The organism is Flavobacterium tegetincola DSM 22377 (assembly GCF_000425485.1).
Lineage (GTDB): Bacteria > Bacteroidota > Bacteroidia > Flavobacteriales > Flavobacteriaceae > Flavobacterium > Flavobacterium tegetincola.
This window is the reverse complement of sequence record NZ_KE384383.1, coordinates 61616-80246: the sequence shown is the minus strand read 5'-3', so window position 1 is coordinate 80246 and position 18631 is coordinate 61616. Positions and strand designations below refer to the sequence as shown.

17 protein-coding genes are annotated in these 18631 nt (G+C 36.4%); 2 read left to right on the top strand and 15 right to left on the bottom strand.

All coding sequences use genetic code 11. The features are described 5' to 3' along the window. The 11 genes from H602_RS18670 to H602_RS0109965 form a co-directional block, all read right to left on the bottom strand. On the bottom strand, positions 1 to 1299 hold a 1299-nt coding region (locus H602_RS18670), incomplete at its 3' end, for a DUF819 family protein (protein WP_035759480.1). Positions 1300 to 1456: 157 nt separating this feature from the next. Beyond that, positions 1457 to 2149, bottom strand: a complete 693-nt coding sequence (locus tag H602_RS0110010; RefSeq protein ID WP_026977868.1) for a hypothetical protein — start codon at positions 2147 to 2149, stop codon at positions 1457 to 1459. A gap of 598 nt (positions 2150 to 2747) precedes the next feature. After that, a complete protein-coding gene (locus tag H602_RS18665; protein ID WP_051224361.1) occupies positions 2748 to 3317 on the bottom strand; it encodes a hypothetical protein in 570 nt (189 codons plus the stop codon). A gap of 161 nt (positions 3318 to 3478) precedes the next feature. Beyond that, positions 3479 to 4180: a sulfite exporter TauE/SafE family protein gene (locus H602_RS0110000; RefSeq protein ID WP_026977867.1), complete on the bottom strand. Its 702-nt coding sequence runs from the start codon at positions 4178 to 4180 to the stop codon at positions 3479 to 3481. Positions 4181 to 4190: 10 nt separating this feature from the next. Then, the gene (locus H602_RS0109995; protein ID WP_026977866.1) at positions 4191 to 4646 is read right to left on the bottom strand and encodes a FixH family protein; all 456 of its coding nucleotides are present in this window, start codon (positions 4644 to 4646) and stop codon (positions 4191 to 4193) included. Between the two features lie 130 nt (positions 4647 to 4776). Continuing rightward, the gene (gene ccoG, locus H602_RS0109990; RefSeq protein WP_026977865.1) at positions 4777 to 6198 is read right to left on the bottom strand and encodes a cytochrome c oxidase accessory protein CcoG; all 1422 of its coding nucleotides are present in this window, start codon (positions 6196 to 6198) and stop codon (positions 4777 to 4779) included. A gap of 12 nt (positions 6199 to 6210) precedes the next feature. Further along, a complete protein-coding gene (locus tag H602_RS0109985) occupies positions 6211 to 7164 on the bottom strand; it encodes a cbb3-type cytochrome c oxidase N-terminal domain-containing protein (protein WP_026977864.1) in 954 nt (317 codons plus the stop codon). A gap of 22 nt (positions 7165 to 7186) precedes the next feature. Beyond that, positions 7187 to 7354, bottom strand: a complete 168-nt coding sequence (locus tag H602_RS0109980; protein WP_026977863.1) for a cbb3-type cytochrome oxidase subunit 3 — start codon at positions 7352 to 7354, stop codon at positions 7187 to 7189. A gap of 4 nt (positions 7355 to 7358) precedes the next feature. After that, positions 7359 to 9548 carry a cytochrome-c oxidase, cbb3-type subunit I gene (gene ccoN / locus H602_RS0109975; protein WP_026977862.1) on the bottom strand — a complete coding sequence of 730 codons (2190 nt, stop codon included), beginning with the start codon at positions 9546 to 9548 and terminating at the stop codon, positions 7359 to 7361. A gap of 1 nt (position 9549) precedes the next feature. Then, complete coding sequence (gene ccoS, locus H602_RS0109970; protein ID WP_026977861.1) at positions 9550 to 9738, bottom strand: cbb3-type cytochrome oxidase assembly protein CcoS; 189 nt, start codon at positions 9736 to 9738, stop codon at positions 9550 to 9552. A gap of 72 nt (positions 9739 to 9810) precedes the next feature. Next, positions 9811 to 12195: a heavy metal translocating P-type ATPase metal-binding domain-containing protein gene (locus tag H602_RS0109965; RefSeq protein ID WP_026977860.1), complete on the bottom strand. Its 2385-nt coding sequence runs from the start codon at positions 12193 to 12195 to the stop codon at positions 9811 to 9813. Between the two features lie 104 nt (positions 12196 to 12299). On the opposite strand from H602_RS0109965, the gene H602_RS0109960 reads away from it, so the two are divergent. Beyond that, complete coding sequence (locus H602_RS0109960; RefSeq protein WP_026977859.1) at positions 12300 to 12980, top strand: Crp/Fnr family transcriptional regulator; 681 nt, start codon at positions 12300 to 12302, stop codon at positions 12978 to 12980. A 363-nt stretch (positions 12981 to 13343) separates the two neighbouring features. Here the strand turns inward: H602_RS0109960 and mazG are convergent, their stop codons facing one another. The 3 genes from mazG to def form a co-directional block, all read right to left on the bottom strand. Next, positions 13344 to 14117 (bottom strand): nucleoside triphosphate pyrophosphohydrolase, encoded by a 774-nt coding sequence (gene mazG / locus H602_RS0109955; RefSeq protein WP_026977858.1) that lies wholly within the window; start codon positions 14115 to 14117, stop codon positions 13344 to 13346. A gap of 79 nt (positions 14118 to 14196) precedes the next feature. Further along, positions 14197 to 14628, bottom strand: coding sequence for a DUF5606 family protein (locus H602_RS18660; protein ID WP_035759414.1), 432 nt, complete (start codon positions 14626 to 14628; stop codon positions 14197 to 14199). 48 nt (positions 14629 to 14676) lie between these two features. Next, entirely contained in the window at positions 14677 to 15267 is a 591-nt protein-coding gene (gene def, locus H602_RS0109945) for a peptide deformylase (RefSeq protein ID WP_026977857.1), read from the bottom strand. A gap of 175 nt (positions 15268 to 15442) precedes the next feature. Between def and H602_RS0109940 the strand changes: the two genes are divergently transcribed. Continuing rightward, positions 15443 to 17656, top strand: coding sequence for an FUSC family protein (locus H602_RS0109940; protein ID WP_026977856.1), 2214 nt, complete (start codon positions 15443 to 15445; stop codon positions 17654 to 17656). A gap of 57 nt (positions 17657 to 17713) precedes the next feature. Here the strand turns inward: H602_RS0109940 and H602_RS18655 are convergent, their stop codons facing one another. Beyond that, positions 17714 to 18568: an alpha/beta hydrolase gene (locus tag H602_RS18655; RefSeq protein WP_035759412.1), complete on the bottom strand. Its 855-nt coding sequence runs from the start codon at positions 18566 to 18568 to the stop codon at positions 17714 to 17716. Positions 18569 to 18631 lie beyond the last annotated feature (63 nt).

Genomic DNA, 18631 nt, shown 5'->3' with positions numbered 1-18631 from the left:
CGGTGCTGCAATTTCCATTAAAAAGGCCGCTAATAAAGCGCCATATGTTCCGGCAACGTAACCAAAAACAGCCAACAAAACCCCGACACTTGCTAATGAAGGATGAAATGCTGAAGCAATAATGGGTGCCGAAGCTGCTCCACCAATATTGGCTTTACTTCCTACGGCAAGAAAGAAAAAGGGTGCTTTGATGAGTTTGGCAACGATTACTAAAAGCAACACGTGGATGGCCATCCAGATTAACCCTACAACCAGCAAACCTGGATTACTGGCTACAGAACCCAAATCCATTTTCATACCGATGGACGCTACCAGAATGTAGATAAAAACACTTCCTATTTTACTAGCTCCTGCTCCTTCGTACTGCTTTAGTTTGGTGTACGAAAATATAATTCCGAGTGCTGTGGCAAAGGTTACCATCCAGAAAAATCGGTCGCCAAAGGTGGAGGCAAAACTTGTTGGGTCGTTTACGATTTCGAAGTTTGCTTTAAGCAAATCAGAAATCGAGTTACTTCCCCAATGTGCAAGTCCTACGGCAGTGAAAGCGATTCCGAGAATAACCATCAAGTCGGTTAGACTTGGATTCCGCGTTACATTTGCAGCATACGCCGTCATTTTATCTTTTAATTCTTCTATCGAACTTGTATCTGCCTTTAGCCAATTGTCAATTTTCTCTTTTCGACCAATACCAAATAATAGAAACGCCATCCAAATATTAGCGACTACAATATCAACCAAAACCATCGCTCCGTATTTGTCCGGATTGTATTTGAAAACTTCAAACATTGCAGCTTGATTGGCTCCTCCTCCTATCCAACTTCCGGCTATAGTTGCAAGTCCACGCCAAACAGCGTCAAAATCCGCACCGCCAACGGTTTCAGGAGAAAAAACAGACATGACTAAAACCGCTATTGGTCCACCAATAATGACTCCAATGGTTCCGGTAAAAAACATGATTAAGGCTTTTGGTCCTAGCTTGAACATTGCTTTCAAGTCAATACTCAACGTCATTAATACCAATGCCGCGGGAAGTAAATAGCGACTTGCTACAAAGTAAATGGATGATTTCTTGGTAATGATTTCGCCGCCTTCGCCTATTTCAGTCCATTCGGGAGAAATAATGTTGAGCGAACTAAATATAGAAGGCAATAAATAACACATCAATAAGGAAGGGAATACAACGTAGAATTTTTTCCAAAATCCTTCTTGTTTACCTGACGTGTAAAATACAAATGCCAAAAGAAGCATTAGTAGTCCAAAAACGATGGTGTCGTCTGTAATAAATGGTGCGTTATTCATATAATTCTAATTTGTGTGCAAAATAGGAATTATTTATTTAAAAACTAGAAGGATTAAGGGATTGAAGAACGGAAGAATTTAATTACTATTTGAATTCAGTGGTAATCTTAAACAAAAAAAATGCCCTGATTCCCAAGGCACATTTAATTAAGAATCATTAATATTTCTCTTTCTGGAATCCCCATTTGCGGAGTTGTTTATGGTACGTTTTCGGAAAATTTCCTTCTAAAACATTTATAATTGATCCTAATACTTCTTTGATTTCCTGTTTCAACACATTTTTATCGCCTACTTTATCCGATATACTTCCGTCCAAAGCTCTAGAATTTAGCACCAATGCATCGTATTTGACTTTGATGTCTTCCCAATAGGTCAATCCGTATTTTCTGGTTTCAAATTGGTTGGTTTGAATACCTGCTATCATCAAATCTAAAGCAATTTTGCGGTTACTAGCATCTCCTGGAATGATAAAAGTATCATTTTTTTTCACCATTCCAAATGCAGGATAGTAGCTCTGTACTACTTCCTTTCCTTTTTCCCCATGTTTTTCCTGAATATAACCTTTGATGTACTTAATTGCACCATCAATTTCTTTATTAATAGATTCTAGAGCCATTGTATATTGGGGTCTACCTCCACCGTCACCTCTTCTGTTGCCAATAATTGTATTGAATAAATCCACTTTTTGCTGTGCTATGGCCTGCGTGGTATATTGCAGCGTGAGCCAAGGTTCTATTTTCCACATCGCAATTGCATCATTGGCTACAGTGCCAAAATCCATGTCGCCTGCGGGAATATTTGGTTTTGCATTTGGCTTGGCTTTCCCTTCCTCTTTTTGATTTTCTTCCATGATCTATTTGTTTTAAAGTTAATATATATTAAAACTAATAAATATTTAAAAGCAATGAACAATTTTACGCAATAATTTTCATAAAATACTTGTAACTAGGCGGTACAGGCACTTTTTACACTTGTCTATTATATAAAAATGCAGTACAATTAGTTGAAATATACACATTGGATCTCGAAGGTATATAGAAAAGATACTTTTGTACCCACCCTCGTAGTCGAAGGTGTATTAAAAAGTTACTTTTGTATGCACCTTGGTAATCGAAGGTGTATTAAAAAGTTGCTTTTGTATCCATCTTGGTAGTCGAAGGTGTATGGAAAAGATACTTTTGTACCTACCTTGGTAATCGAAGGTGTATAGAAAAGATACTTTTGTAAGTATCTGGAGGTTTTTTTGGAGATTATCTGATAACTACGAGATCAGAGATCATCGTAGAAAGGGAGGAACATTTTTGTTAACGTGTCGCGGCTTGCAGAAGTGGCGAACTTCGTGACCGATTATTTTCGGCTAAGATAAAATTTCTTGCGAAAGATAAACGTGAATTTAGCACATATTTCGCCATTTATGCAAACCGCTGTTAGCCGTTCGGTTTTTTTCTTTAATTGAATTGTTTCATATCGGTATATTCATTTCCATCATAATCAAATTTGTAAATTCTATTTTCCCAATCAGTTGCAATTATGTATTTTTCAGTTATTTCAAAATCATTTTTTCCACTAATTGTTGTAAATATATCCGCACCGCTTTTTTTCCACAATATTTTTCCGTTTTCATTTAATTTCGATATTTCCAATTCTCCGTGAACAATATAATAATTGTCCTTTTTAAAAATTTCAAAGCAACTCATTTCGTCACTTTTAGTTTTCCATAACAGATTAAGTTCTGGAAATGACAAACAGAATATTTTGTCTGCACAACAGATTAGAATTCTGTTTTGTTCAATTATTTTTGAGTTCTCATTTATTCCTGTATTTCCACCTTCAGAGCCAATTAATGTGCTTTTAATAAATTCTTCATTTTCGTATATTTTTACGCCAACAAAAGTTGAGTTATAATTATTTTCGGGTTCTAAATATTCAAAATCGTATTTATTGAGATTATCAGCCGAACCACTTTCATAAGTTTCGTCTGTAAAAATTTCAACCTTATATTTTCCGATTTCAATCATAAATTGTTAGTTTTCTTTTCGTTGCGCCAAACTGACGGCTAACTAGCAAATATACTCAAGTTTGTACAACTTTTCAAATATATTCCTCAGCGTAATTATTAGTTATCAAATGTAACTTATTTCAAAATAACACAAGAATCTAATAGTTGCAGAATTAAATACTAAAAACAATCTGCACCCTCACTCACAAACAAACTCATCGTAGAAGGCGACACATAAGGAATGCCCAAACCTAAACCACGAAGAATAAAAAGGCAACCGATGAAGACGGCTACATAAGGAATAACATGTTGGATTTTATTACGAAAAGAGGGGGTAACAAAGGAATTTACATAAATAACGACACTCATTAATGGCATCGTTCCGAGTCCAAATAAAAGCATGTAAAAAACGCCGTAAGTAACGCTTTGCATGGCAATAGCGCCAAAGAGTGCTACGTAAACCATTCCGCACGGAAGGAAACCGTTGAGTAACCCGATGGTAAAAAGGGATTTGTAACTTTTGTTTTTGAATTGTTTTCCCAAAGCTGCTTTTACTTTGGAAATCACTTTGTAAATAGGTTTGGAAAAGTTGTATTGGGCCAATTTCCGTTCAGGGACAAGGATAAAAACAATCATCAAAACACCCACAACTATCGAAAGTTGCTGTTGCATTCCTGCCATGAAAAAACCTTTTCCCAAAGCGCCAAAAATCAAACCGATGCTTCCGTAAGCCGTTAACCGACCCAAGTGATAGGTGGCAACCTGAAACGCTTTCTTGGTAGAATTTTGATGGTCTACAGGTAGCATCATTGCAATAGGACCGCACATCCCAACACAATGGAAACTACTGATCAGACCAAATATGAAAGCTGTATAAAGCATTTTTCTTTAGTTAGTTAATATAAACCGTTTCTTTGAGTTTATACGTTTTAGATTGATAATCCCAATCCATAATAATGTCCCAACGACCGCCTACCAAATTAGTTTTAGGTATGAGTAAAGATGGTTTTGACAATGAAATTGGCACTTGGAAGTCCAATTTCTTGTTAGACGGTCGATAAAAGGACACTGTTCCTTTGATTTCATTTCTATTCATTGATGCTGGAAATACAATTTCAATTGAATCGTTCTTCTGGATCACTTTTGGTTTTTCGACTAAATCAGCTGCATTTTGCATTTTGATGTAATCTTCACCGTAAAGCGCGTCTTTCTTGTAATATTCCTCTACCACTAAATCATTGTCGTATTTTGAATCCGATTGTACTTTAATTACAAAGTACAGAATAAAGGACATAAAAAATGCGATTGCAATAACGATTGATGTTCCCCAGCCTATCTTGAATTTCATGTGTACTCGTTTTTATTTATTGGAATTTACCGCACTAAATTGATTTGAACACCAACTCGTTCTGGTTGCATTGCAATAAATTATTTTGTGAACTTTCTATTAAATCACTCTTTTAGAGCGTTTACTATTTTTAATTAAATGTCCGTGGACCTAAAAAGTTAGTTGTTGCTGTTTCCAATAACTCATTGCCATTGTAAACTCCGATGGTAACTTTTGTCTTATCGCCGTCCAGTAACGCTTGATCAATCTCAATAAACAAAGTTCCTTGTGAAGTTCCCTCTCTAGAAATCATCACATTTGATCCACCTACATTTCTTATGGTTCCTTTTGGATTCATAATTTTGAAGTTGACTTCATTGAAATCTTTAATGGTCTTATTGATTACTTTGTAGGTATACACATTACTGATTTTATCCCCTTTGTGTTCAAATAATTGACCCGGAAGACGTAATATAGTTGCTTCCACATCATTTCTTAGGAACAACATCCCGATCAACATTCCGATTAATATAACCAAAACGGCTGTATAACCTTTCATTCGAGCAGTAAATTTAAACGGCTCTTTCTTTACAATTTCATCTTCTGTAGCATAACGAATCAATCCTTTTGGCAAGTTGACACTTTCCATTATGGTATCACATTCGTCAATACAAGCGGTACAATTGGTGCACTCTAATTGCGTCCCGTTACGGATGTCAATTCCCATTGGACAGACGTTAACACACTGGTTGCAATCTATACAATCTCCCTTTCCTGTTGTGGCGCGATCTTCATTTTTCTTGAATTTAGCGCGACCTTCTTCTTTCTCTCCACGTACAAAATCGTACGCTACATTAATGGATTTATTGTCTAACAAAACACCTTGCAACCTTCCATAAGGACAAGCAATGATGCACACTTGCTCTCTAAACCAAACAAAGACAAAGTAAAACACTCCGGTAAATATCAGCAATGAAATAAAGTTGCTTAAATGCAAGGCTGGTCCGTCTTCAACCATTTGGAACAGCTTGTCGCTGCTTATTAAATAGGCGAGAAACACGTTGGCAATCAAAAAGGAAATCATAAAAAATATAACCCATTTGGTTACCCGTTTTCTAATTTTCTCGGCATCCCACTTTTGTTTATTTAAACGAATTTGAGCACCTCGATCACCATCAATCCAATATTCGATTCTACGGAAAACCAATTCTAAGAAGATGGTTTGCGGACAGATCCATCCGCAGAATATTCGTCCAAATACAACGGTAAACAAGAGCAGAAAAGCCACCCCGATGAGCATTATAATAACAAACAAGTAAAAATCTTGTGGCCAAAAAGGGAATCCAAAGATGTTAAATCTTCTTTCCAGAACATTAAACATCATAAATTGATTTCCGTTTACCTTGATAAACGGATTTGCAATTAAGATGGCAAGTAATAAATAACTTACATATTTTCGGTAGCTATAAAATCTTCCGTGTGGTTTTTTAGGAAAAATAAATTTCCTATTACCATCCTTATCTAGCGTTCCTATCGTATCTCTAAAAGACTCATCATCATAAGGCTCAGACATGGTACTATTTTTTTAGTTAGTCACAACTTCAGGAGTTGTTTCTTCAGTTTTTGCTGCTTCTGTAGCTGGCACTTCGCCTGCTGGAGCGTTTTCGTCTACCCAAACTTCACCTTCACCTGCTTTTGCATCCGCTGGATTAGTTCCTTGCAAGGACAATACGTAGCTGGCAAGTTGCTGCATTTCGGTAGGTTTTAAAATGGCTTTCCAAGACACCATTCCTTTTCCATCACGTCCTCCTTCTGAAATAGTGTGAAATACATTTTTAATTCCACCACCTAAAATCCAAAGGTTATCTGTCAGGTTTGGACCAATTTGACCACCACCGTCAGCTCTGTGGCACGCCACACAATTCGTTTCAAAAAGCGCTTTTCCTTTGGACAAGTCGCCTGCATCCGTCAATAAAGTCACATTATCGGCATTCATTAAATCAGGTGCCGTTTTCTTATACTCTTCTAATGCAATTTGAGCTTCGGCAATTTCCTTCTTCAATTCCGTTTCCTGATCGTCTCCGCCAAGCATTTCAAAGTGAATAAAATAAGCTACACCCCATATTACAGAGAAGATGAAAAGATATTTCCACCAAGGCGGCAAGTCATTGTCAAGTTCTTTTATACCGTCATAATCGTGGTCCAAAAGTAGCGCACCTTCCATAGCCATAGGCTTAGAACGGGTTAAGCTTTGCATCATTTTTTTATACCAAGCGCTTTCTGAAATACTTTTCTCTTCGTTTATCGCTTCTAATTCCCTTTCTTCGGGAGTTAGCAACTGATACGTAACATTATCAACAGCGCTTACTGTAATTTCTATAGCGATCAAGATGAACAAAAAGAAAGCTAGAAAAAGGGCTACCATTGGATATTCAATAAAAGCAGGTTTGCTGCCTGAATCTATGATGAATTCCATTCCTAAGGCAACTATAAAAAACAGCACGGGAACTCTTACATAAGCTGGAATACGTTTTTTCATGGTTCTGTGTTTTAAAATTTAATTAATCTTTTAATGGAATCTGACTCATGTCGTCAATTGCTTCTTTTTTGTAACCGTAAACCCAGATTCCTAATCCTACAAAGAAGATAAAGAAAATAAGTAGGGAGAGGATGGGGTAGATTTCTACCCCAGCAATGGTCTCCATATTGTGTTTTATTGCTTCAAACATAGCTTTATTTTTTTGCGTTATCTTTTACTTTAATGTCCGTACCTAAGCGTTGCAAGTAAGAAATTAGTGCTACAATTTCACGTTGACTCATCGGTACAAACTCTTCTCCATTAGCTGCGGCAATTTTTTTACTGTTCTCATAACTTTTTACAAAGTCAGGATCTCCATGTAAATTGTCCTCAATTCCTTGTGCTTGTTTCGCCATGTCTTTTCGAGCACTAGCCACTTGAGCATCGGTGTAAGGAACACCTAACGTCTGCATCACTTTTAGTTTGGTTTCAATATCAGAATTATCCAAAGCTTCATTGTCAAACAACCATTTGTATCCTGGCATGATTGAACCCGCCGATATACTTTGTGGATCCCACATGTGGTTAAAATGCCAATTGTCATTGTACTTTTGACCCACCCTCATTAAATCTGGACCTGTACGTTTTGAACCCCAAAGGAATGGGTGATCGTATACATATTCTCCAGCTTTAGATTGTGGTCCGTAACGTTCTACTTCACTTCTAAAAGGTCTAATTTGTTGGGAGTGACATCCTACACAACCTTCACGAATATAAATATCGCGTCCTTGTAATTCTAATGGTGTATATGGTTTTACCGCTGCAATAGTTGGAATGTTTGATTTGACCATAATGGTAGGTACAATCTGAATAATTCCTCCAATTAAAATAGCGATTGTCGCTAAAATTGTCAACTGAATTGGTCTTCGTTCCAGCCATGGGTGGAATTTCTCTCCTTGTAATCTTCCTTTTGAAATTGGCGCTAAAGCCGGTGCTTCTGCAAAGTCATCTTCAATAGCATCGTTTGCACGTAATGTTCTATAAATATTGTACACTAGGATCAACATTCCTGAGATGTACAGTACACCACCAAACATTCTCATCCAATACATTGGAATAATTTGAGTTACAGTTTCTAGAAAGTTACCGTACATTAATGTTCCGTCAGGATTGAATTGTTTCCACATTGATGCTTGTAAAAATCCAGCAACATACATAGGTAAAGCATATAAAATGATTCCTAAAGTACCCAACCAAAAGTGTAAGTTGGCTAATTTTGTAGAGAATAATTTTCCTTTGGTCATTCTTGGAACCAACCAATAAATCATACCAAACGCCATGAATCCGTTCCAAGCCAAGGCACCAACGTGGACGTGCGCTATAATCCAATCTGTAAAGTGAGCAATAGCATTTACATTTTTCAAGGATAACATTGGACCTTCAAAAGTAGCCATACCGTATCCTGTAATCGCCACGACGAAGAATTTTAGCACGGGCTCTTCTCTAACTTTATCCCAAACTCCTCTCAAAGTCAACAATCCGTTGATCATACCACCCCAAGATGGCGCCAATAACATGATGGAAAAAACAACTCCTAGATTCTGAGCCCAATCTGGCAAAGCAGAATATAACAAGTGGTGCGGTCCAGCCCAGATGTAAATAAAAATTAACGACCAGAAGTGAATAATAGACAACCTGTAAGAATATACCGGACGATTTGCCGCTTTCGGAACATAGTAATACATCAATCCTAAGAAAGGTGTAGTTAGAAAAAAGGCAACCGCATTATGACCGTACCACCATTGTACCAAGGCGTCTTGCACTCCTGCGTAAACCGAATAACTTTTCAAGAAACTAACTGGAAGTGACAAACTATTGAAAATATGCAATACCGCAACCGTTACAAAAGTTGCCAAGTAAAACCAAATGGCTACATATAAGTGGCGCTCTCTCCTTTTAATCATGGTACCAATCATATTGATTCCCATAACGACCCAGATGAATGCAATAGCAATATCTATTGGCCACTCCAGTTCGGCATATTCTTTTGAAGACGTGTATCCCAGAGGAAGCGTAATTGCTGCAGCAACGATTATCAACTGCCATCCCCAAAAGTGAAGATTACTTAAAACATCGCTGTACATTCTGGCTTTTAGAAGACGTTGCATTGAATAATACATTCCGGCAAAGAATGCGTTTCCTACAAATGCAAAAATAACTGCATTGGTGTGTAAAGGTCTTAATCGTCCAAAACTCAACCACGAAATACCGTCAGTTAGGTTAGGGAATAAAAACATGATGGCTAAAAGTAGCCCTACGGACATTCCTACTACTCCAAAAAGGATGGTAGCATAAATGAACTTCTTTACAATTTTGTTGTCGTAATAAAATTGTTGCATCTCCATATTACACTTGTTTTTCAGGGGTTGTTTTAATTTGTTTTGGTTTTGTTTTTAATTCATCGTCAAAAAGCATTCTGACGGAAGGCGTATAATCGTCGTCGTATTGTCCTTTTCGCACTGCCATGATAAAAGCAATGAAAAAGAAAATAGCAACTACTATACTTACGGAAATTAATAAATAAATGACACTCATACCTCTAATTTGTGTTGGACAAAATTACGCCGTTCGTTAACTATATTTTATGATAAATATCATAAACGGCTTTTATTTTAAATGAAGTTTTTTAGCATAAATAGTGCTCATTATGGTTACAAAACTAACAATCGTTACCGTACTCAACGGCATAATTATGGCTGCAACCAAGGGCAATAAATTTCCTGTTATGGCAAAGCCCAAACCCACTATATTGTAAAGTAGCGATAAGGTAAAGCTCATTTTAATCGTACGTATGGCTTTCTTTGAAAGCTGTAAAAAACTGCTAATATTCTGAAATTCCGAAGCATCTAAAATAGCATCACACGCTGGCGAAAAAACATTTACATTTTCTGAAATTGAAATTCCTACATTACTTTGGGCCAAAGCGCCAGCATCGTTAAGTCCGTCTCCCACCATCATCACATTTTTGCCTTTTTCCTGCAAATCATTAATATAACTTAACTTCTGTTCGGGCTTTTGATTAAAAACTAAATTGGTGTCAACTGGCAAGAATTCTTCCAAGAAAGCACGTTCTCCGTCATTGTCTCCCGATAAAATGTGCAGTTCATATTTTTGCGAAAGCGATTTAAACAGTTGGGACAAACCTTCTCGATATGCATTTTTGAAGACAAATTTTCCCAAATACAAACCGTTAATAGCAATATGAATACTTGTTTCAGCAAGAACCTGCGGTTGATTTGCGTGTACAAAACTAGGCGAACCTAAAGTGATTTTGTTTCCTTCAAAATGCGCTTCGATTCCTTTTCCAACAAATTCTTCAAAAGAATCCATCTTCAGAAAATCAACGTCAGGCATTTCAGCATACAGCATGCGGCTCAACGGGTGGTTGGACGCTCGCAAACTATTTTTAACCAAGCACTCTTGCGTTTCTGAAAGCGGGATTCCGTGGTAATGGACGGTTGATTTTTCAGTAGTAGTTATGGTTCCTGTCTTGTCAAAAACCAGCGTGTCGACTTTTGCCAATTGCTCGATTACCAACGCATTTTTCAAGTAGATTTTCTTCTTTCCCAGTATACGTAAAATGTTTCCGAAGGTAAAAGGCGCCGTTAAAGCCAAAGCACATGGGCACGCTACAATTAAAACCGCTGTAAAAACATTAAAAGCCGTATTGACATCAAAGAAAATCCAATAGCCAAATCCAGCAAACGCAATCAATAATAAAATGGGTGTGAAATAATGACTGATTTGATCGGTTATGGTTTTAAAATGTTGGTTGACTTTCTTCTGGAACACATCATTACTCCACAACTGCGTCAAATAGCTCTGCGAAACACTTTCAAGAACCTGCATTTCAATCAATTGTCCAATTTGTTTTCCTCCGGCAAATACTTTGTCACCAGAATTCTTGACAATCGCATTGGCTTCGCCGGTTACAAAACTGTAGTCTAAAGTGGCTTCTGAAGAAAGCAAAATACCGTCAACAGGAATTAACTCTTGGTTTCGAATCAATAAGCGATCGCCTTTTACAATGTCATATATAGGTACACTTTCTTCTATTCCGTCTGCTAATTTGGTTACTGCAATTGGAAAATACGATTTAAAATCACGTTCAAAACTCAAGAAATTATAGGTCTTGATTTGAAACATTTTGCCCAAAAGCATAAAAAAGATTAAACCTGATAAACTATCAAAAAAGCCTTGACCGTGTCCCATGATAATATCCACGGTACTTCGGACAAACATGACTATAATTCCTAAAGCTATTGGAATATCGATATTCAGCATGCCGGATCGGATGCTTTTGTAAGCAGAAATATAATAACCGCTTGCCGAATAAAAGAAAGTAGGCAGTGCCAAAGCAAAAATCAACCATCGAAAGAAACCTTTATATTGGTCAATCCAAAATTCATTTGCCTCAAAATATTCGGGAAAAGACAGCAACATGATATTGCCAAAACAGAAAAAAGCAACACCCAATTTATAGGTTAAACTTCTATCCTCGGTTTTGACTCCAGTTTCATAATTTTCCAAACTTATGTAAGGTTCGTAACCAATTGCACTCAATAAATTGACAATTTTCTTTAATTCAACCGCATCAGAATTGTATGTAATTCGAACCGTTTTTTCATTAAAATTGACCATCGAAGTGCTGATACCCGATTCCAATCGTTGCAGATTCTCCAAAATCCAAATGCATGAACTGCAGTGAATATGCGGAATAGTTAATGAAACTACCGCAATATTGTCTTCGTGAAATTCCAGCAGTTTCTCGAGAATCTTTTCGTTGTCTAAAAAATCATATTTGCCCGCAATGTCTAATGGGGTTGCTCCTGGGGAATTTTCGAAATCATAATAGCAGCCTAAATCGTTGGTACTAAAAATTTCGTAAACGGTTTGACACCCTTTACAACAGAAGTTTTTACTATCAAAAACAATTAGATCCGACTTTTTAATCTCTAATCCACAATGGAAACAACTTTGGGAAGTGTCCATATCTTTACTCTTTTACCTTTTGCAAATTTCGCACAAGTTGTTACGGCATTATATGATAATTGTCATATAAAAGTGTAATTTTGTCAATCACTAAACAATGTATTATGGGTAAATGTGAGCAATGTATAGTAAGAGAATTCAGTGCTTTAAAGACCTTGACGAAAGACGAACTAATTACCATGTCCAACTGTAAAACAGCATCTACCATTAAGAAAGGAGAAGCTATTTTCATGGAAGGCGAGAATGTAAATGGTGTTTTTTGTATTAAAGCTGGCGTATGCAAAATGACTAAATTAAGTGCAAACGGCAAGGACCAAATTGTTAAACTGACTCAAAAAGGCGAACTTTTAGGCCAACGCTCCTTAATAAGTGATGAACCTACAAATCTTAGCGCAATAGCTGTTGAGGACATGGAAGTGTGTTTTATTCCGAAGAGTGAAATTATTGGTTTCTTCAACCAAAACAATGCTTTTTCGATGAGTTTGATGAAATCTGTTTGTGGGGATTTAAAAGATGCCGATGATATGATGGTCAGTTTGGCACAGAAAAATGTAAAAGAACGACTGGCTCAAACCTTATTGTATTTAGAAGAAAAATTTGGACTTCTGGAAGATAATTCATTGCGATTGCAATTGTCTCGAGAGGAAATTGCAAGCATCATTGGTACGGCTACTGAAAGTTGTATTCGGTTACTTTCTGAATTTAAAAAACTGGGATTGATAGAACTTCAAGGAAAAAAAATTACCATTTTGGATAAGGTAAAGTTGAAAAGAATTGTGGAGTAAGGTGTTTTAGGTTGGCTTGATCCAATAATCTTATAAAGTCATTGCTACGGTAATGTCAAAAAGAATAAAACCCTACCAAAAATGCAAAAAACCCTACCGGGGTAACCCAAAACCCTAAGCAAATTGGAAAAAACCCTTGCAGAGTAGACAAAAACCCTAAGCAGTTTACTAAAAACCCCACCTAAGTTGACAAAGACCCTAGGAAAGTTACCAAAAACCCTAGGCAAGTTGGAATAAACCCTGCCTTAGAGGTTCTTTTATTACGATCGTTTAATAGGTACTGCATCGTGATGGAAATCCATTAAAGTTGGAAAAATAAAAATGCCAGCGGATAGCTATTTATTTGTAGATCTTCCATGAAGCCTACATCCTCTTCGCTTCTTCCCAAAAAACGTCCATTTCGGCAAGGCTCATGTCGGACAAGGATTTCCCAAGTTCGCCTGCTTTACTTTCTAAATATTGAAAGCGTTTGATGAATTTTTTATTGGTACGTTCTAAGGCATCTTCGGGATTTATCTTTAGAAAACGAGCGTAGTTAATCATTGAAAAAAGTACATCGCCAAACTCGGCTTCCATGTTTTCTTGATGTCCCACGGCTACTTCATCTCTAAACTCTTGCAGTTCTTCTTGGACTTTTTCCCAAACTTGTTCGGGTTCATCCCAGTCAAAACCAACTCCTTTTACTTTGTCTTGGATGCGTGATGCTTTTACTAAAGCGGGCAAACTTTTTGGCACACCTTCAAGAACCGATTTCTTACCTTCTTTTAATTTCAGTTTTTCCCAGTTGCGTTTTACTTCTTCTTCATCTTCCACCACTACATCGCCGTAAATATGGGGGTGACGATGGATGAGTTTTTCACAAATTTCATTGCAAACATCGGCAATGTCAAACGAATTGGTTTCGCTTCCTATTTTTGAATAAAAAACAATATGAAGTAAAACATCTCCTAATTCCTTTTTTATTTCTTGCAAGTCATTGTCCAAAATAGCGTCGCCCAGTTCGTAGGTTTCTTCAATAGTTAGATGACGCAAGGTTTGCATGGTTTGCTTCATATCCCAGGGACATTTGGCACGCAAATCGTCCATAATATCTAATAATCGACTAAAGGACTGCAGTTGGATTTCTCTCGTATTCATAAAAATAGGTTTTTGTAAAAATAAGAAATCCTGCTAGGAAAAATTCCCAACAGGATTAAAATTATAAGGATTAAAAAAATTACTCTTTTGTAACTTCTTCTTCTTTTGCAACTTCTTTAACGGGAGCTTCTTTGCTTACCATTCCTTTTGCTTGCAAAATGTTGTACCAGTTGATTACTTTTTTCACATCCGATGGATATACTCGATCTCTGTCGTAATCTGGCAAAACTTCTTCAAAGTAAGCCAACAAAGTTGCGTTATCTTCTTTATGCGAAATAGATGGACCTTCATTTTCTTTAGTCGCAATGTTTCTCATTACTTCAACCAAAGGTTTTTCTTCTGTGTTGGTGTACATTGAAATTTCAGAAAGTAAACTTACGTTACTTCTCAAACCTACTGTAATTTTTTTTCCGTCTGTCAATGATTCTGCTACAAATCCTGAACGCGTTTGAACTTGCAATAAGTATAATCCTGGTTTTCCAGAAATTGCTAATATTTTATCTAACTTCATTTTTTAAATATATGTGGTTATAAATTTTATTATTCTGCTGAAAAGAGTTTATCTCCCTTTTTTTGGTGAGGCAAATTTCATCTTATAGTCAGGACGAGTTTTCCCTTCCATAATATTGGCTAGCCTTTTCTTGATCAATTGTTTTTTCAACGAAGAAATTAAATCTGTAAATAAGATACCTTCAATGTGATCGTACTCATGTTGAATTACGCGAGCAATCAGACCATCATATACTTCCGTTTTCTTGTTGAAATCTTCGTCCAAATATTCAATTGTAATTCTTTCATGACGATATACATCCTCACGCACTTCTGGAATGCTCAAGCAACCTTCATTAAAACCCCACTCCTCGCCTTCTTCTTTTATAATTTTGGCATTGATAAATGTTTGTTTAAAATCTTTCAATTGCATTTGCTCTTCTTCTTCCAAATCTTCATCGTCACTAAAAGGTGTCGTATCAATTACAAAAAGACGAATGGGCAAACCAACTTGAGGAGCCGCAAGTCCTACGCCATGTGCATTGTACATGGTTTCATACATATTGGCAATAGTTTCCTTGATGGTAGGATCGTTAACATCAATGTCCACTCCTACTTTTCGAAGCACTGGATCGCCGTATCCTATTATAGGTAAAATCATTTTTAACGTATTAATTTATACTAATTCAGCTTATCGCAAAGCAACTTGCCGCTAATATTGGACGGCAAAAATAGTGAAAAAAGATAATAGAAAACAGCCTTTTCGTAATATAGAATCTTTTTAATTCTCTATTTTTATAAAACTTTAACAGCGTTAGATTCTATCTTTGCATACTATGTTCAAATCTGTCCAAAAATTTACTGCTCAAACCAATTTTACCAATGCACTTAAAATTACAGTTGCGGCGGTAATTCCTGTGGTCTTTTTTGCTTACCTTGACTTATTTCAGGTAGGCTTCTCCTTTGCATTAGGAGCTATTTTAACCTATCCAAGTGACATTCCAAGTAATTTAAAACATAAAATTAACGGGATATTAGTGGCCATCTTAATCATCGTGAGTGCGGCCGTTTTAGTCAGTTTACTCGATCCTTATCCCTATATCTTTTACCCATTTTTAGCCGTTGCATTATTTTTCCTGTCGATGATTTCTGTCTATGGACAACGTGCTACGATGGTATCTTTCTCCGGATTATTATCTATTGCTTTGGCTACAGGACACGTGCAGCAAGGCGTTTCTATCTTTATCAATGGCGGATACATTGTAGGAGGTGGATTATTCTACTTACTGGTTTCGCTCATTTTTTATAGAATCAGACCTTTTAGGTATGTAGAATTACAAATTGCAGAATGTTTAGAATTGACCTCCAAGTACCTCAACCTGCGTGGCGATTTATGGGACACCGAAGCACCAAGAGAAGCAATTATTAAGAGTCAGTTACTGCTGCAAGTAGAATTAAATACTACCCACGAGAATATTCGGGAAATTTTAATCCGTAATCGTTCCAATTCCGGAGGATCCAATCAAAACCGGAAGATGCTGTTAGTATTTGTATCGCTTTTGGAAATTTTGGAATTGGCATTGTCCACTTCATTCAACCACCAGAAATTCAACGAAAAATTCAGCAATCATCCCCAAATTTTAAAGAATTATCAAGACCTGGCCTATAATTTAGCTACCACTTTAAAGCGGATTTCACTATCCATTGAGCAAAATAAAAAGTACGCGTCCACACACCAACTCTTTAATGATTTAGAAATTTTAGAAAGTGCAATTTCAGCGTACCAAAACACCGTTGGAATTGATGAATCTCATGAAGGCGTGCTTATGCTTTCCAACATGCGGGATTATGTGGAACGTCAAATTGAAAAAATCAAGGTTTTAGAACGGGCTTTTACAGCGCCAATTGACAAACAGGATACCAAAGGAATTGAAAAAGATTTAGAAAAATTTTTAACACCACTCTATTACCCATGGAGTACGCTGCAAAATAATTTAAGTTTTTCCTCTACTATTTTTAGACATTCGCTGCGGTTGACTTTGACTATTTTTGCAGGAATTGTGATTGGACATTTGATTTCAGTTGAAAAAGTCTATTGGATTTTATTGACCATTGTAGTAATTCTACGTCCGGGTTATGGTTTGACAAAACAACGCTCTTATGAACGTATTTTTGGAACGATTTTAGGAGGAGTGATCGCCTTTGGAGTAATCACTTTTGTACAAAATCAAGTGGCAATAAGTGTTTTTGCAGTAATCGCTATGCTTCTGGGATTTACTTTTACGCAAACCAATTATAAGGTTGGAGCTACCTTTGTCACCATTTATGTAGTATTTATTTACGCAATGCTTACGCCAAATGTGCGCGATGTGGTGCAATTTAGAATCATGGATACATTAATTGGTGCTACTTTAGCCTTTGCGGCAAATTACCTCTTGTGGCCTTCTTGGGAATTCCTGAATGTTCGGGTTTTCCTTAAAAAATCGATTAAAGCGAATTATCATTACTTGAAAGAAATATCTGAATTTTACAATAAGAAAGGCGAAGTAACTACCTCTTATAAGATTGCGCGGAAATTTGCCTTTATTGAAATCGGGAATTTAATGAATTCATTTCAAAGAATGACGCAAGAACCAAAGTCCAAACAAAAGCAATTGCCTCAATTGTACAAGTTAGTGGAATTGAATTATTCACTTGTTTCATCGTCTGCTTCTTTAGGAACGTACATTCAAACGCACAAAACCACTAAAGCCTCTGACGCATTTAATGTAGTGGTGGATGCGGCTTTGAAAAATCTAAATGCCGCAATGGACGTCTTAAATGCTACCGCAAAAAAACCGATTGAACCGTATCAAAAGATTGATCTGGAAGTTCGCTTTGTGGAACTAAAAAATATCCGTTCAAAAGAAATTAGAGCAAATAGCGCAAACGAAGAAGAATTTCAATTGAAAATGCAAGAAGCCCAGTTGGTTCTTGAGCAGTTGATTTGGTTGAGTAACCTATCAGAAAGTGTATTGAAAGCGAGTCGGAAATTGGTGGAAAGTGATTAAAGTTTTCTGCGTAAAATTTGCAAAGGCGTAACAATTATTAAATGAGACCGCAACTTTTTATTTCTTTTCAGCGAATAATTTAAGTACGGTTTCTATAAATCCTTTGTTCCATTTTTTCCAATCGTGTCCTCCGTCAAATTCTTCGATATCGATAAAAGCATTTAAATCATCATATTTAGCTTTTAGAAAATCCGCGTCCTCTTTTAAAAATGTAGGTTCATTTTTTCCGAATTTCAAGTACAAAGTAGGATAATGAACGTCTTTATTCCAATTATTTGTTTGAACATCGCCGCCAAAAGTCGAAAAACAAAGATAGGTTCCGATGAGATCCGGATGCGTATTCAGTAAACTCAATCCGAAACCTGCTCCATTTGAATATCCGTAAAAATAACGGTCCTTCCTCTTTATTTTTTCAGTCAATTTACCTTCAACTGAGGAAATTAATTCATCTTTAAAATAGGTCATGTGGTTTTTAAATCGATTTTCTAATAGTGGATTTGGAGCAACATTTTGATAATTATTGATGTACTCAAAATTTCTATATTGAAGGTATACTTTCTTTCCATCACCAAAGGTTCCACTAGAATCAGCAATCTTGTGTTTTGAAAAGCTTTCAATTAAAACTACAGGTTTAATAATTTTATTTCCAATTAAAGAATCTAATGCTTTTTTTATTAGACCGTCACTTGAAATTGCGCTTCCATCAGTTGTATAAATTATTGGATATTTTTTTCGTTTATTAAAATTCAGTGGCAGGTACACATTATGCTTTCTGTATTCTGACAAACTCGTGCTGTAAATTGAATCGGTAAAATATTGGGGTGCAATATCCGCTACGAGTACTTTTGATTTACAAGAAACAGCGATTGTCAATACGAACACAACAATTAAAAATGTAGAAATTTTTTTCATGGGTCAGTTGAAAATAATGAATAAATACTGCGTTTAAGATACTTCTTCTATCGCAAATATACA

What these genes read in the sequence shown, in the direction of transcription:
- H602_RS18660 (WP_035759414.1), bottom strand. Translation starts at nt 14,628, where the DNA reads ATGAAGTTAGATAAAATATTAGCAATTTCTGGAAAACCAGGATTATAC.
- H602_RS0109940 (WP_026977856.1), top strand. Translation starts at nt 15,443, where the DNA reads ATGTTCAAATCTGTCCAAAAATTTACTGCTCAAACCAATTTTACCAAT.
- H602_RS18655 (WP_035759412.1), bottom strand. Translation starts at nt 18,568, where the DNA reads ATGAAAAAAATTTCTACATTTTTAATTGTTGTGTTCGTATTGACAATC.
- H602_RS0109960 (WP_026977859.1), top strand. Translation starts at nt 12,300, where the DNA reads ATGGGTAAATGTGAGCAATGTATAGTAAGAGAATTCAGTGCTTTAAAG.
- H602_RS0109995 (WP_026977866.1), bottom strand. Translation starts at nt 4,646, where the DNA reads ATGAAATTCAAGATAGGCTGGGGAACATCAATCGTTATTGCAATCGCA.
- ccoS (WP_026977861.1), bottom strand. Translation starts at nt 9,738, where the DNA reads ATGAGTGTCATTTATTTATTAATTTCCGTAAGTATAGTAGTTGCTATT.
- ccoN (WP_026977862.1), bottom strand. Translation starts at nt 9,548, where the DNA reads ATGGAGATGCAACAATTTTATTACGACAACAAAATTGTAAAGAAGTTC.
- H602_RS0110010 (WP_026977868.1), bottom strand. Translation starts at nt 2,149, where the DNA reads ATGGAAGAAAATCAAAAAGAGGAAGGGAAAGCCAAGCCAAATGCAAAA.
- H602_RS0109965 (WP_026977860.1), bottom strand. Translation starts at nt 12,195, where the DNA reads ATGGACACTTCCCAAAGTTGTTTCCATTGTGGATTAGAGATTAAAAAG.
- H602_RS0110000 (WP_026977867.1), bottom strand. Translation starts at nt 4,180, where the DNA reads ATGCTTTATACAGCTTTCATATTTGGTCTGATCAGTAGTTTCCATTGT.
- H602_RS0109985 (WP_026977864.1), bottom strand. Translation starts at nt 7,164, where the DNA reads ATGAAAAAACGTATTCCAGCTTATGTAAGAGTTCCCGTGCTGTTTTTT.
- H602_RS0109980 (WP_026977863.1), bottom strand. Translation starts at nt 7,354, where the DNA reads ATGTTTGAAGCAATAAAACACAATATGGAGACCATTGCTGGGGTAGAA.
- ccoG (WP_026977865.1), bottom strand. Translation starts at nt 6,198, where the DNA reads ATGTCTGAGCCTTATGATGATGAGTCTTTTAGAGATACGATAGGAACG.
- def (WP_026977857.1), bottom strand. Translation starts at nt 15,267, where the DNA reads ATGATTTTACCTATAATAGGATACGGCGATCCAGTGCTTCGAAAAGTA.
- H602_RS18665 (WP_051224361.1), bottom strand. Translation starts at nt 3,317, where the DNA reads ATGATTGAAATCGGAAAATATAAGGTTGAAATTTTTACAGACGAAACT.
- mazG (WP_026977858.1), bottom strand. Translation starts at nt 14,117, where the DNA reads ATGAATACGAGAGAAATCCAACTGCAGTCCTTTAGTCGATTATTAGAT.